Source organism: Nocardioides pinisoli (assembly GCF_024199985.1).
GTDB lineage: Bacteria > Actinomycetota > Actinomycetes > Propionibacteriales > Nocardioidaceae > Nocardioides > Nocardioides pinisoli.
This window is the reverse complement of the sequence record NZ_JANARS010000002.1, coordinates 525435-539287: the sequence shown is the minus strand read 5'-3', so window position 1 is coordinate 539287 and position 13853 is coordinate 525435. Positions and strand designations below refer to the sequence as shown.

The 13853-nt window shown below is 72.5% G+C and carries 14 protein-coding genes; 6 read left to right on the top strand and 8 right to left on the bottom strand.

Annotated elements, in window-relative coordinates; all coding sequences use genetic code 11:
- Positions 1-33: 33 nt before the first annotated feature.
- From NCI01_RS06685 to NCI01_RS06675, 3 genes are read left to right on the top strand one after another with little or no spacing between them, the layout of a single operon-like run.
- Positions 34-1014 (top strand): cyanophycinase, encoded by a 981-nt coding sequence (locus tag NCI01_RS06685; protein WP_254180687.1) that lies wholly within the window; start codon positions 34-36, stop codon positions 1012-1014.
- Entirely contained in the window at positions 1011-3788 is a 2778-nt protein-coding gene (gene cphA / locus NCI01_RS06680; protein ID WP_254180686.1) for a cyanophycin synthetase, read from the top strand. The genes NCI01_RS06685 and cphA overlap by 4 nt, the downstream gene beginning before the upstream one ends.
- An 11-nt stretch (positions 3789-3799) precedes the next feature.
- Positions 3800-4165: a cupin domain-containing protein gene (locus NCI01_RS06675; protein WP_254180685.1), complete on the top strand. Its 366-nt coding sequence runs from the start codon at positions 3800-3802 to the stop codon at positions 4163-4165.
- A 13-nt stretch (positions 4166-4178) separates the two neighbouring features.
- Here NCI01_RS06675 and NCI01_RS06670 read toward each other — a convergent pair whose 3' ends face one another.
- The 5 genes from NCI01_RS06670 to NCI01_RS06650 are packed head-to-tail and all read right to left on the bottom strand — an operon-like array spanning position 4179 to position 8368.
- A complete protein-coding gene (locus tag NCI01_RS06670) occupies positions 4179-4829 on the bottom strand; it encodes a class I SAM-dependent methyltransferase (RefSeq protein WP_254180684.1) in 651 nt (216 codons plus the stop codon).
- The gene (locus NCI01_RS06665; RefSeq protein ID WP_254180683.1) at positions 4826-6526 is read right to left on the bottom strand and encodes a Mur ligase family protein; all 1701 of its coding nucleotides are present in this window, start codon (positions 6524-6526) and stop codon (positions 4826-4828) included. Before NCI01_RS06665 ends, NCI01_RS06670 begins: the two co-directional genes overlap by 4 nt.
- A 31-nt stretch (positions 6527-6557) precedes the next feature.
- Positions 6558-7328 (bottom strand): enoyl-ACP reductase FabI, encoded by a 771-nt coding sequence (gene fabI / locus NCI01_RS06660; RefSeq protein ID WP_254180682.1) that lies wholly within the window; start codon positions 7326-7328, stop codon positions 6558-6560.
- 44 nt (positions 7329-7372) lie between these two features.
- On the bottom strand, positions 7373-8110 hold the full coding sequence (gene fabG / locus NCI01_RS06655; protein WP_254180681.1) for a 3-oxoacyl-[acyl-carrier-protein] reductase: 738 nt from the start codon (positions 8108-8110) through the stop codon (positions 7373-7375).
- Between the two features lie 45 nt (positions 8111-8155).
- On the bottom strand, positions 8156-8368 hold the full coding sequence (locus NCI01_RS06650) for a dodecin (RefSeq protein ID WP_254180680.1): 213 nt from the start codon (positions 8366-8368) through the stop codon (positions 8156-8158).
- Between the two features lie 75 nt (positions 8369-8443).
- On the opposite strand from NCI01_RS06650, the gene NCI01_RS06645 reads away from it, so the two are divergent.
- Positions 8444-8734, top strand: coding sequence for a DUF3099 domain-containing protein (locus NCI01_RS06645; RefSeq protein ID WP_254180679.1), 291 nt, complete (start codon positions 8444-8446; stop codon positions 8732-8734).
- Positions 8735-8941: 207 nt separating this feature from the next.
- On the top strand, positions 8942-9145 hold the full coding sequence (locus NCI01_RS06640) for an acetone carboxylase (protein ID WP_254180678.1): 204 nt from the start codon (positions 8942-8944) through the stop codon (positions 9143-9145).
- Between the two features lie 30 nt (positions 9146-9175).
- Here NCI01_RS06640 and moaA read toward each other — a convergent pair whose 3' ends face one another.
- Complete coding sequence (gene moaA / locus NCI01_RS06635) at positions 9176-10165, bottom strand: GTP 3',8-cyclase MoaA (RefSeq protein WP_254180677.1); 990 nt, start codon at positions 10163-10165, stop codon at positions 9176-9178.
- A 70-nt stretch (positions 10166-10235) separates the two neighbouring features.
- Between moaA and NCI01_RS06630 the strand changes: the two genes are divergently transcribed.
- Positions 10236-11132, top strand: a complete 897-nt coding sequence (locus tag NCI01_RS06630; RefSeq protein WP_254180676.1) for an SURF1 family cytochrome oxidase biogenesis protein — start codon at positions 10236-10238, stop codon at positions 11130-11132.
- On the opposite strand, the gene NCI01_RS06625 is transcribed toward NCI01_RS06630, so the two are convergent.
- Both NCI01_RS06625 and NCI01_RS06620 read right to left on the bottom strand, forming a co-directional pair.
- A complete protein-coding gene (locus NCI01_RS06625; protein WP_254180675.1) occupies positions 11076-11846 on the bottom strand; it encodes an SDR family oxidoreductase in 771 nt (256 codons plus the stop codon). The genes NCI01_RS06630 and NCI01_RS06625 overlap by 57 nt on opposite strands.
- Before the next feature lie 111 nt (positions 11847-11957).
- Positions 11958-13847 carry an ABC transporter ATP-binding protein gene (locus NCI01_RS06620; protein WP_254180674.1) on the bottom strand — a complete coding sequence of 630 codons (1890 nt, stop codon included), beginning with the start codon at positions 13845-13847 and terminating at the stop codon, positions 11958-11960.
- Positions 13848-13853 lie beyond the last annotated feature (6 nt).

Sequence of the window (13853 nt, the reverse complement as noted above, 5' to 3'; positions counted from 1 at the left end):
TCCCTCACCCTTCCAGCCGCTAGCCTGCCTGTCATGCCCAGGGGACCACTCATGATCATCGGGGGTGCCGAGGACAAGGTGCGCAAGCCCACCATCCTCAAGCACTTCGTCGCCCTGAGCGGCGGCCGGGACGCGCGCATCGCCGTGATCCCGACTGCTTCGTCACTCGGACGCGAGGTCGTGGACGTCTACGACGCGCTGTTCACGAAGTTCGGCGCGGCCGGCGTGGACGCCGTACGCCCCGAGTCGCGGGAGGAGGCGCACGACCCGGTGCTGGTGAAGGCGCTGGACGAGGCGACCGGGATCTTCATGACCGGCGGCAACCAGCTCAAGCTGTCGTCCATCGTGTGCGGCACGCCCGTGGGCGACGCGATCCGGCGGGCCCACGAGCGCGGCGCGGTCGTCGCCGGCACCTCGGCGGGCGCCAGCATCCAGTCGTCCCACATGGTCGCCTTCGGCGTCGGTGGGTCCACCCCCAAGCAGCGGATGACCCAGGTGGCCGGCGGGCTCGGCCTGGTCGGCACCGCCGTGATCGACCAGCACTTCGACCAGCGCAACCGCTACGGCCGGCTGCTCATGATCGTGGCGCAGAGCCCGCAGCTGCTGGGCATCGGCGTCGACGAGGACACCTGCGGCCTGGTGGAGGACGTCGACGGGGAGCAGGTCCTCCGGGTGATCGGCAAGGGCGCGGTGACGATCTTCGACGGCACGCGCATGGTCTCCAACGCCCACGAGGCGACCCGCTCCTCGCCCCTGCTGGCCAGCGGCGTCGTGTTCCACACGCTGCCCGAGGGCACCGTCTTCAACCTCGCCACCCGAGCGCTCGTGCCGCAGGAGCCGTCGATCCAGCCCGAGGACGCCGACGAGCTGGCCGAGGCCAGCCGCGACCTGCGCCAGCTCGCACGCGACATCGCCGCCGCCGACGCGACGCCCGCCGCCATCCGCAGACGGCTCAAGCTGCGCCGCGGCTCGTCCCCCCAGACCCCCGACCCCGACCAGGGAGCAGATGCATGAGCGAGCGGCCCACACCGGACCTGGAGATCGTCGAGACGCGGGTCTACCGCGGTGCCAACGTCTGGTCCTACGACAAGTCGATCCACCTCGTCGTGGACCTGGGCTCGCTCGAGCAGTTCCCCAGCAACACCATCCCCGGCTTCACCGACGACCTGGTCGCGATGCTGCCCGGCCTGCGGGAGCACTCCTGCTCGCGCGGGCGCCGCGGCGGCTTCCTCGAGCGCCTCAACGAGGGCACGTGGCTGGGCCACGTCGCCGAGCACGCCGCACTGGCGCTCCAGCAGCTCGTCGGCCACGACATCCGGCGCGGCAAGACCCGGCAGGTCAAGGGCCAGCCCGGTCGCTACAACATCATCTACGGCTACATCGAGGAGAACGTTGGGCTCACCGCCGGCCGGCTCGCCGTCCGGCTGGTCAACCACCTCGTCGAGGGCGACCCCGACTTCGACTGGGAGACCGAGCGCGACGACTTCATCCGTCGCGCCGAGCGCACCGCCTTCGGCCCGTCCACGCAGGCGATCGTCGACGAGGCGGTGTCCCGCGACATCCCGTGGATCCGGCTCAACCAGTACTCGCTCGTCCAGCTGGGACAGGGGGTCCACGCCAAGCGGATCCGCGCCACCATGACGTCCGAGACGTCGTCCATCGCGGTCGACATCGCCTCCGACAAGGACCTCACCACCAAGCTGCTCGGCGCCGCGGGGCTGCCGGTCCCCAAGCAGGAGTCGGTCCGCAGCGAGGACGGCGCCGTCGCGGCCGCGCGCCGCATCGGCTACCCGGTCGTGCTCAAGCCGCTCGACGGCAACCACGGCCGCGGGGTGTGCCTCGACCTGCAGGACGACGACGACGTACGCGCCGCGTTCCCGGTCGCGCACGGACAGTCGCGGCGTGGCAACGTCATCGTCGAGTCCTTCATCACCGGCAAGGACTACCGCTGCCTCATCATCGACGGCCGCATGGTGGCGATCGCCGAGCGCGTGCCCGCGTCGGTGACCGGTGACGGGACGTCGACGGTGCAGCAGCTCGTCGACCTGACCAACGCCGACCCGCGCCGCGGCGTCGGCCACGAGAAGGTGCTCACCCGGATCAAGGTCGACGAGGCCGCCATCGAGGTGCTGGCCGACCAGGGGCACACGCTCGACTCCGTGCCCGCCGAGGGCGAGATGGTCAAGCTCGCGCTGACCGGCAACATGTCCACCGGCGGCATCTCCATCGACCGCACCTTCGAGGCCCACCCGGAGAACGTCGAGATCGCCGAGGAGGCCGCCCGGATGGTCGGCCTCGACATCGCCGGCATCGACTTCATCTGCCCCGACATCACCGAGCCGGTCCGCGAGGCGGGCGGCGCGATCTGCGAGGTCAACGCCGCTCCCGGCTTCCGGATGCACACGCACCCGACGATCGGCGAGCCGCAGTTCATCGCCAAGCCCGTGGTCGACATGCTCTTCCCGCCCGGCGCGACGTCGCGGATCCCGATCGTGGCGGTCACCGGCACCAACGGCAAGACGACGACCAGCCGGATGATCAGCCACATCTTCAAGGGCATGGGGCGCAAGGTCGGCATGACCTCGACCGACGGCGTCGTCATCGACGAGCGCCTGCTGATCCGCGCGGACGCGTCCGGGCCCCGGTCGGCGCGGATGGTCCTGCAGAACCCGCGCGTCGACTTCGCGGTATTCGAGGTCGCGCGGGGCGGCATCCTGCGCGAGGGCCTCGGCTACGAGCGCAACGACGTCGCCGTCGTCCTCAACGTGCAGCCGGACCACCTCGGGCTGCGCGGCATCGACACCGTCGAGCAGCTCGCCGACGTGAAGGCGGTGATCGTCGAGGCGGTGCCGCGCGACGGCCACGCCGTGCTCAACGCCGACGACCCGCAGGTGCGTGAGATGCGCCGCAAGTGCTCGGGCCAGGTCGTGTGGTTCTCCATGGAGGAGCCCGGCAGCGAGGTGCGCGACATGATCGATGCGCACTGCCGCCGCGGCGGCAAGGCGATCGTGCTCAACCCGAGTGACCGCGGCGAGATGATGGTCGTGCTCCACGGTCGCCGTGAGATGCAGCTGGCGTGGACCCACCTGCTGCCTGCGACCTTCAGCGGCCGGGCACGGATGAACGTCCAGAACGCGCTCGCCGCCGCAGCGGCCGCCTTCGCCGCCGGCGCCCCGCTCCACGACATCCGGCAGGGCCTGCGCACCTTCTCGACCAACTACTACCTCTCCCCCGGCCGGCTCAACGAGGTCGAGGTCAACGGCGTCAACGTCATCGTCGACTACTGCCACAACGCGCCCGGGATGAAGATGCTGGGCGACTTCGTGGACCGCGTGGGCGAGTCGCTCGAGTCCTCGCACGACCTCGCCCGCCCCTCGCGGATCGGCATCATCGCGACCGCCGGCGATCGCCGCGACCAGGACATGGTCGAGCTCGGCCACATCGCCGCCCAGCACTTCGACGTGTGCATCGTCCGCGAGGACGTGGCGCTGCGCGGGCGCGAGCGCGGGGCAACCGCCCAGCTCGTGCTCGACGGCGTACGCGCCGCCATGGCCGACGGCGCCCGCTGCAAGCAGGCCGAGCTCGTGCTGGAGGAGATCGAGGCCGTGCGCCACGCGATGAGCCGCGCCAACCGCGGTGACCTCGTCGTGGTGTGCGTCGACAAGCACGCGGAGGTGATGGCCGAGCTGGAGAACTGGTCCGACGTGGCCCAGGCCGGCTCGACCACCAACCCCGACGCGCCCTCGGCCGACCCGGACTACGTCCCGCCGCCGGCCACCGACTCGTGAGGACGGCCTGAGTGCGCCTCCTCGACCTCGCCGACCTGCCCCACCGTCCGATCGAGGCCCACGGGAGTCGTGGCTTCTCGGTCGGCGCCTTCGGGATCAGCGCCGACGCCCACCTGATCGCCATCGCCCTCGCGCCCGGCGGCACCATCGGCCGGCACCCGGCACCGGGTCGTCAGCTCATGGTCGTGCTGTCGGGCGAGGCGGAGGTGAGCGGCGCCGAGGGGACCGTACGCCGCCTCGGTCCCGGACAGGCCGCCGTGTGGGAGCCCGGTGAGCCGCACGAGACGCGCTCGCCGGCGGGCATGACGGGCTTGATCGTCGAGGGTGACCTCGATGTCGGCGCTCCCGGCGAGCAGGTCGACCCGGGCGACACCTGACCGCCCCGCCGGCCTACCCGCCCCCGGGCGGAAGGCGCCAGACGACGACCTCGTAGGTCGCGCCGCTGCCGTCGCCCCCGCGCTCGAAGGCCACTGCCTCGGTCGCGGCGACGCGCACGAGCCCGTACGACGCCGCGCGCCGCTCGAGCTCCGCGCGGGGGTGGCGCCGCACGAGCTGCGAGCCGCTCACCACGCTCACCGGCGACGACTGCACGGACCCGTCGTCCAGCAGCGGCTCGTGGCTCACCACCAGGTGCCCGCCCGGCGCGAGCCGCGAGGCGGCCAGGCGCACCACCTCGAACAGGTCGGCCACCAGCTCGAGGAAGCCGATGGCGGCGACGAGGTCCCACTCCTCGTCGGCCGCGCGCAGGAAGGACTCGGCGTCGGCGACGACGGTCTCGACGGCCGGGACCTTGTCGCGGGCTCGCTCGAGCATCCTCGCCGACGGGTCGACGAGGGTGAGGGCGGCGGCCGGGAACAGGTCCCGCAGCACGACCGCTGTCTGCCCGGTCCCCGCGCCGAGGTCCAGGACCCGCGCCGGCGCGAGACCGAGCGGGACGAGCAGGTCCCGGGCGCGGCCGTTGGCGGACCAGCCGTTGCCGGCGGTCATCTCGTCGTAGGTCGGCGCGAGGGCGTCGTAGACCTCCGTCCAGCCAGCGCTCACGCCTGTGCCGCCCGCACCTTCTCGGCCAGGACGTCCGGGCTGTCGGGCGTGCCGCCGTGGGAGGCGATCCAGTCGTAGGCCTCCTGCCGCTCGGCGTGGCACATCAGGCCGACCACGTCGCCGGGCTCGGCGCGCCCGACCAGCGCGGCCAGGCAGCCGACCTCGGTGGGGAAGGTGTCGATGTCGGTGACGCCGACGCGGGCGGCGCCGGCCCGGAGCAGGGCGTCGATCTCGTCCATCGTGCGCCCGCGCAGGTACCACTCCTTGTGGCCGATCGCCACGACGTCGCTGCCCTTGGCGCCGATCTCGCCGAGGGCGTCGATCAGCTCGTCGGTGCGGTCGCCCACGGCGCCGAGGCCGAGCAGCAGGCGCGCACCGGGGCGACGTACACCCGCCATGATCTCGAGCAGCGCCTCGAGCCCGGCCTCGTTGTGGGCGAGGTCCATCACGACCGACACGCACTGCCCGTTGCGGGAAGGCAGCGAGAAGAAGTTCATCCGGCCCGGGTTGTGCTCGGCGTCGGGGCGGAACGACGTGAGGCCCGCGACGACGGCGTCGCGGGGCAGGCCGATCGCGAGGGCGGCGGAGGCGGCGGCGAGGGCGTTCTCGATGTTGAAGCGCGACAGCCCGGCGAGCGTCATCGGGACGTCGACGAGCTCGACCAGCGGGTCGGGGTCGGCCCCGGGCGAGAGGACGGTGATCCACCCGTCGATCACGGTGGTGGCCCGGCCGCCGTCGGTGAGCACCTCGCGCACCGCCGGCGAGTCGGGGTCGCGGCTGAAGATCCACGGCTGCGCGACGACGACGCTGCGCATGGCCAGCACCCGCGGGTCGTCGCCGTTGAGCACCGCCCAGCCGTCCTTGCGGGTGATCCGGGGGACGACGGACTTCACCTCGGCGAGCTGGTCGACGGTGTCGATGCCCTGGAGGCCGAGGTGGTCGGCGGTCACGTTGGTCACCACCGAGACGTCGTTGCGGGTGATGCCGATGCCCTTGAGCAGGATGCCGCCGCGGGCGGTCTCGGTGACGGCGAGCTGGACCCCGTCGAGCCCGAGCGCGCGGGCGGCGCCGGAGGGCCCGGAGTAGTCGCCGGCCTCGACCAGCACGCCGTCGCGGTAGATGCCGTCGGTGTTGGACCAGCCGACCACCAGCCCGCTCGTGCGTGCGATGTGGGCGATCATCCGGCTGGTCGTGGTCTTGCCGTTGGTGCCGGTCACCGCGACGACGGGGATGGCCGGGGTGATCGTCGTCGGACGGTCGCCCCGGGGCGCGGCGGCCACCTCGGCCGCGGCGGCGCTGACCGCCGCCTCGACGTCGGGTGCCGGCAGCGCGTCGAGCGCGTGCGCGACCGCCTCGCCGAGCGCTCGGGCGCGTCCGCGGTGGCGCCACGGGAAGGCCACGACGACGACGTCGGGGTCGGCCGTGGGGCGGACCCGCACGGCGAGGCGGCGCGTGCCCGCCTCCCCCGCGATCGCCCGGACGAGCCGCTCCACCGCGCGCAGGGCGAACCGCTGCCGGAACCCCGAGCCGGGCGCCCCTGGCCGCGTCGTGCGCAGCCCGATGCGGCGCGCGAACCGCAGGACGGTCTCGTCGCTCGCCTCGGTGATCGTCGAGACGTCGAGGGTGAGCTTCACCGCGGCGCGCGGGAAGTAGAGGTTGGGGCCTTCGAGGATGCGCAGCTCGACGAGTGAGGTCACGCGGGGAAACTACCGAACCGGCAGCGCGTGCCTACAGGCCCATCGCGTGGAAGCCGCCGTCGACGTGCACGATCTCCCCGGTGGTGGCGGGGAAGAAGTCGCTCAGCAGGGCGACGACGGCCTGCGCGGTCGGCCTGTGGTCGGACTCGTCCCACCCGAGCGGCGCGCGGTCCTTCCACGCCGACTCGAGGTCCTCGAACCCCGGGATGGCCTTCGCCGCGAGGGTCTTCAGCGGGCCGGCCGAGACGAGGTTGCAGCGGATGCCGTCCGGGCCGAGGTCGCGGGCGACGTAGCGCGAGGTGTTCTCCAGCGCTGCCTTGGCGACGCCCATCCAGTCGTAGGCCGGCCACGCCGTGGTGGCGTCGAAGGTGAGCCCGACGATGGACGAGCCGCGCGAGAGCAGCGGCCGGGTGGCGACGGCCAGCGACTTCAGCGAGTACGCCGACACCTGCACGGCCTGCGCCACGTCGTCCCACGGGCCGTCCATGAACTTCCCGCCGAGCAGCGTCTCGGGGTTGCCGTAGGCGATGGAGTGCACGACGCCGTCGAGGCCGTCGACGTGCTCGCGGACCTGGTCGGCGAGACCCGCGAGGTGTCCCTCGTCGGTCACGTCGAGCTCGAGCACCGGCGCCTCCTGCGGCAGCCGCTTGGCGATCCGCCTCGTGATGCCGAGTGCGCGGCCGAAGTTGGAGATCAGCACCGTGGCGCCCTGCTCCTGGGCGACCTTCGCCGTCGCGAAGCCGATGGAGCTGTCCATCGTGACGCCGGCGACGAGGATGCGCTTTCCGTCGAGGATTCCCATGTCGTTGGACCTTTCGTCAGTGCTCGTGTCGCGCGGGTGGAGGGTCAGTGGCCCATGCCGAGGCCGCCGTCGACCGGGATCACGGCACCGGTGACGTAGGAAGCCCCGTCGGAGGCGAGCCAGGTGACCGCCGAGGCGACCTCGGCCGTCGAGGCGTAGCGACCCAGCGGCACCTGCGTCTTGATGGCGTTCTTCTGGTCGTCGGTGAGGACGTCGGTCATGTCGGTCTCGACGAAGCCCGGCGCGACGACGTTGGTCGTGATCGACCGGCTCCCGAGCTCACGCGCCAGCGACCGGGCCAGGCCGACGAGCCCGGACTTCGAGGCGGCGTAGTTGACCTGCCCGGCGGAGCCGAGCAGTCCGACGACCGAGGAGATGAGGATGATCCGGCCGCGGCGCAGGCGCAGCATGCCCTTGGCGGCTCGCTTGGTCAGCCGGAAGGTGCCGGTCAGGTTGGTGTCGATGACCGAGGACCAGTCGTCCTCGCTCATCCGGAGCAGGAGCGTGTCCTTGGTGATGCCCGCGTTGGCGACGAGGACCTCGACCGGGCCGTGGGCCTCCTCGACCTGGGCGAAGGCGGCGTCGACCTGGGCGGCGTCGGTGATGTCGCAGCGCACGTCGAGCGCGCCCTCGGGAGCGCCGCCGTTGCGGGTGGTGACCGCGACCTTGTCGCCCTGGGCGATGAACGCCTCGGCGATGGCGCGGCCGATGCCCCGGTTGCCTCCGGTCACCAGGACCGATCGGGGCGCGGGCGGGGTGCTGGATCCGGGAATCTCGCTCACGCTCCCGACGCTAGTGATTACCGCTCGGTACGAGGAAACCCGTGGTCACTCGTCCTCGAGGCGGAAGCCCACCTTCATCCCGACCTGGAAGTGCTCGACGGCCCCGTCCTTGGCCTGGCCGCGGACCTGGGTGACCTCGAACCAGTCGATGTGGCGGAGCGTCTGCCCGGCCCGCTGGATGCCGTTGCGGATCGCCTGGTCGATGCCGTCGGGCGAGGTCCCGACGATCTCGGTCACGCGATAGGTGCGGTTGGTCATGGTTCCTCCTGGTGGCGCTGTGCGGACCGTCACTGGCCCGTGGATCTGCGAGCCTAGCGACGTAGACTCGAACGCATGGCCAAGTCCGATGCCGTGCGCATCACCACGGCTCGCAGCAGCGCCGCCGACGACATGCGGTCGCGACAGCGTCGCTACGCCATCTCCATGACGATCCGGCTCGTGTGCTTCATCGCCGCGGTGGTCGCCTGGCCGGGCGTGCTGAGCTGGGTCTTCGCCGCCGCGGCGGTCTTCGTCCCGCTCTTCGCGGTGGTCGCAGCCAACGCCGGGGACCAGCGCGACGACGGGTTCAGCCTGCCGGGCAACGCCGGCGCTCACGAACTGACGGCACGCGACGGTGAAGACTGAGGAAACACGACACGACCTAGGTGTGTCGAAAGTTTGGTTTTCACCCAGTCCCATGGAATGATCTTCACCGCGAGCGCAGCATCCCCCGTCTGCGTCAGCGACCGAAGTGCCGGACAGCTTCCCCCCGTGGCTGTCCGGCACTTCTCATGTCCGGGCCCGACGCCCCCCCTGCCGGGGGCGCCGGGGCCGCCTGCCGGAAGGACGACCATGGAGCTCGACCGTGACATCTGCTCGGCCAAGGGCTGCCAGGCCGACGCCGTGTGGGACCTCCGGTGGAACAACCCGAAGATCCACACGCCCGAGCGCCGCAAGTCCTGGCTCGCCTGCGACGAGCACCGGGCCTCGCTGTCCGACTTCCTCGGCGCGCGCGGCTTCCTGAAGGACGTCGTGCCGCACTCGCGGGCGGACTGACCGACGCTGACCGACGCCGACCGACGCCGCCTACCCGCCGATGGCGGACATGGGGCGGTCGGGCTGGAGGAACGTCACGTCGTCGATGCCGTGGCCGGCACGCTTGCCGAGCATCGCGATGACCCAGCGCTCGGCGATCTCCTCGTCGCCGGCGCCGGAGCGCAGCGACGTGCGGAGGTCGGACTCCTCGCGGGCGAACAGGCAGTTGCGCACCTGGCCGTCGGCGGTGAGCCGCACGCGGTCGCAGTCGCCGCAGAACGGGCGGGTGACGGAGGCGATGATCCCGACCGTGGCCGGTCCCCCGTCGACGTCGAAGAGCTCGGCGGGCGCGCTCCCGCGGGGTGCGCCGTGCGGCGTCAGGGTGAACTCGGCGGCGAGCGCCTCGTGGATCTCGTCCGCGGTGACCATGCTGGCCCGGCTCCAGTCGTGCTGCGCGTCGAGCGGCATCTGCTCGATGAACCGCAGCTCGTAGCCGTGGTCGATGCTCCACCGGAGCAGCTCGGCGGCCTGGTCGTCGTTGGTGCCGCGCAGCAGCACGGCGTTGAGCTTGATGGGTCCGAGCCCGGCGGCCTGGGCTGCCTCGAGGCCCGCGACGACGTCCGCTAGCCGGTCGCGACGCGTGATGGTGGCGAAGGTCTCCGGGCGCACCGAGTCGATGCTCGCGTTGATCCGGTCGAGCCCCGCGTCGGCGAGGGCCTGGGCGGTGCGCGAGAGCCCCAGCGCGTTGGTGGTCAGCGAGGTCTCGACGCCGAGCGCGTGCGTGCGGGCCACGATGTCGACCAGTCCCCGGCGCAGCAGCGGCTCGCCGCCGGTGAACCGCACCTCGCGGATGCCGAGCCGCTCCACGCCGATCGTGATCAGCCGGACGACCTCGTCGTCGGTCAGCGTCTGCTCCGTGGGCAGCCAGTCGAGGCCCTCGGCGGGCATGCAGTAGTTGCACCGGAGGTTGCACCGGTCGGTGAGCGAGACCCGGAGGTCCGTGGCCACGCGGCCGAAGCGGTCTGCCAGAGGTGTCGTCACGATCACAAGTCTAGCGACGGGGGCCGCACCGGGCGCCGGACGCTCAGGACGAGCCGGATAACCTCGCAGCGTGCACAAGCTGCGGTTCCTGGTCTCGCGCCGCTGGATCGCCTTCGCGCTCGTGGTCGTCTTCCTCGCCTGGGTCGCGTGGCGGCTCGGCGAGTGGCAGTTCCACCGGCTCGCCGACCGCCAGGAGCGCAACGAGATCATCCAGCGCAACGAGGAGGCCGGCGCCGACCCGGTCACGGCCGTCCTCGCGCCCGGCCGGCCGGTCGAGGCGGCCGACGAGTGGCGCATCGTGGAGGCCACCGGGACCTACGCCGTCGAGGACACGGTGATCGTGCGCTACCGCACCCGCGAGGGCGCGGCCGGGGTCGACGTGGTCGTCCCGCTCGAGCTCGACGACGGCACGAGCCTGCTGGTCGACCGCGGCTGGTTCGCCACCGACAACCGCGGCGCGTCCACCGAGGACGTGCCCGCTCCCCCGGAGGGCGAGGTCGACGTCACCGGCTGGGTGCGCCGTGACGCGGAGGGCGACAGCACCGCGGTCACCGACCAGTCCACCCGCGCCATCGACAGCCGACGCATCGGCGACGCGCTCGGCCGCGAGGTGCTCGGCGGCTGGGTCGACCTGCGCTCGGAGTCGCCCGAGCCCGCCACGCCGCTGGAGCCGGTCGAGCTCCCCGAGCTCGACAACGGCCCGCACTTCTTCTACGGCCTCCAGTGGTGGTTCTTCGGCGCCCTGGCGATCTTCGGCTTCTTCTACCTCATCTACGACGAGTGGCGCGGGGGCCGCGGCCCGTGGGGCAGCAAGGACGCCCCGGCGCCCGAGCCCACGCGCACCGGCGGGCCCGAGCCTGCGCGGGTGCGACGGCGTACGTGGCGCGAGCGGCTCGACCCGGGTGACGACTCAGAGGGCGCGGAGGAGTCCGCCGTCGACCGGGAGCATCACGCCCGTCAGGAATGACGCGGCCGGCGACAGCATGAAGGCAGCGACGGCGCCGAACTCCTCCGGGGCTCCGTAGCGGCCGAGCGGGATCGACGCCTCGGCGGCACGCCGGGCTGCCTCGGGATCACCGGTCGAGGCGTCGAGCTCCGCGACCCGCTCGGTGGCGATCCGGCCCGGCAGGAGGCCGTTGACCCGCACGCCCCTCGGCCCCAGCTCGTCGGCCAAGGTCTTGGCCACCATCGCGAGGCCCGGGCGCAGGCCGTTGGAGATCGCCATCTCGGGCAGCGGAGCCCGCACGCTCGAGGACAGCACCAGGCCGAGCGAGCCGCCCGCGGGCAGCGCGGCGCCGATCTCGCGCGCGAGACGTACGGCGCCGAGGAAGACCGCCTCGAACGCCGCGCTCCACTGGTCGTCGGAGATGTCGGCGACCGGTCCCTTCGGCGGACCACCGACGCTGATCAGGGCTCCGTCGGTGCGCCCGAAGGCGTCCTGGGCGGCCCCGAGCAGGCGGCGCGGGGTCTCGCGCTCGGCGTTGTCCGCCACGACGCCCACCGCGACCCGACGCCCCGCGACCGCGTCGAGCGCTGCTGTTGCCGCGTCGAGTGACTCCTGCGACCGTCCGGACAGCACGACCCGAGCACCCTCCGCGACCAGCGCCTCGGCGCTCGCCCGGCCGAGCCCGCGGGACCCGCCGGTGACGATGAAGACTCGGTCCTTCAGCTGCAGGTCCATGTCCCGACCCTAACCGGCAGCGACGGAGTCGCGGCCGGCGTGGGCCGGGAGGTCGAGTGCCGGCGCGACCGAGGCACGGGGTCGCGATGCGGCGTGTCGAGATCCGCGACCCTAGCCGGGCACGGGCTCCGAGCGCTCCGCGCGGAACTGCGTGGCGTGGAGGGTGGCGTAGAGGCCGCCGGCGGCGAGCAGCTCGGCGTGGGTGCCCTGCTGCACGACGCGGCCGTCGTCGAGGACGAGGATCAGGTCGGCGTTGCGGACGGTGGAGAGCCGGTGCGCGATGACCAGCGACGTGCGCCCCTCGAGGGCGGCGTCGAGGGCCTGCTGGACCGCGGCCTCGGACTCGCTGTCCAGGTGGGCGGTGGCCTCGTCGAGGACGACGATCGCGGGCGCCTTGAGGAGCAGGCGGGCGATCGCGAGCCGCTGCCGCTCGCCCCCGCTGAGCCGGTAGCCCCGGTCACCGACGACCGTGTCGAGGCCGTCGGGCAGCGACCGGACGAGGGACGCGATCTGCGCGGCCTCGAGGGCGGCCCAGACGTCGGCCTCCGACGCGGCGGGGCGGGCGTAGAGCAGGTTGGCGCGGATCGTGTCGTGAAACATGTGGGCGTCCTGGGTGACGTAGCCGACCACGTCCTCCAGCGACTGCAGCGTGACGTCCCGTACGTCGTGCCCGCCGACGCGCACCGCTCCGGACTCGACGTCGTAGAGCCGGGCGACGAGGTGGGTGACCGTCGTCTTGCCGGCCCCGGACGGGCCGACGAGGGCGACCATCTGACCCGGCTCCGCCGTGAACGTGACCTCGTGGAGCACCTGGCCGGTGTCGCGCGACTCGGTGCGTGCGACGGTCTCGAGCGAGGCGAGGGAGATCTCGTCGGCGCGCGGGTAGGTGAACGCGACGTGGTCGAACTCCAGGCGCGAGGCCGACGGGGCGAGCGCAATGGCGTCGGGCTTCTCCTGGATCAGGGACGGCAGGTCGAGCACCTCGAAGACGCGGTCGAAGCTGACCAAGGCGGTCATCACGTCGATGCGCACGTTGGAGAGGCCCTGGAGCGGCCCGAGCAGGCGGGTCAGCAGGACGCCGAGCGCGACGATGGTGCCGACCGACAGGTCGCCGCGGATGGCCAGCCAGCCGCCGATGCCGTAGACCAGCGCGGTCGCCAGCGACGGCACGAGCGTCATCGCGGCGAAGAAGATGCGGGTGAGCAGCGAGATGCGCACGCCGAGGTCGCGCACGACCGCGGCCTTCTCGGCGTAGGCGACGTCCTCGGACTCGCGGCGGCCGAAGAGCTTGAGGAGCATCGCGCCGCCGACGTTGAAGCGCTCGGTCATGGCGTTGCCGAGGTCGGCGTTGCCGTCCATCTGCTGCCGCGAGAGGTCGGCCAGGCGGTTGCCGACGAGGCGCGAGGCGATCAGGAGGATCGGGAAGAGCGCGACGCACAGCAGCGTGACCGGCCAGCTGAGGAAGAGCATCGTCACGCCCACGACGACGGCGGCGATGATGTTGGAGACGGTGCCCTGGAGCGTGGAGGTGAACGCCCGCTGGGCGCCGATCACGTCGTTGTTGAGACGGCTGACCAGGGCGCCGGTCTGGGTGCGGGTGAAGAACGCCAGCGACTGGCGCTGGACGTGGGCGAACACCTGGGTGCGCAGGTCGTAGATCAGTCCCTCGCCGATCCGGCTCGACAGCCAGCCCGTGATGAGGCCGAAGCCGGCGTCGAGGACGGCCACCACCGCCACGAGGACGGCCAGCCACACGACGAGCGAGGTGTCGCCGGCGCCGACCGCGTCGTCGATGATCGCCTTGAGCAGGAGCGGCGGGACCACGACGAGCGCCGCGTCGACCACCGTGACCACGAGGAACGCGGCGATCAGCCGCCGGTGCGGACGCGCGAAGCCGAGCACCCGGCGCAGCGTGCGGCGCTCGATCTTGTTGTCGACGACGCTTCGGTCACTGCGCAGGTGCCGCCACGGGGGGCCACCCAGGCCCGTTCCCATCGACATGCCCAC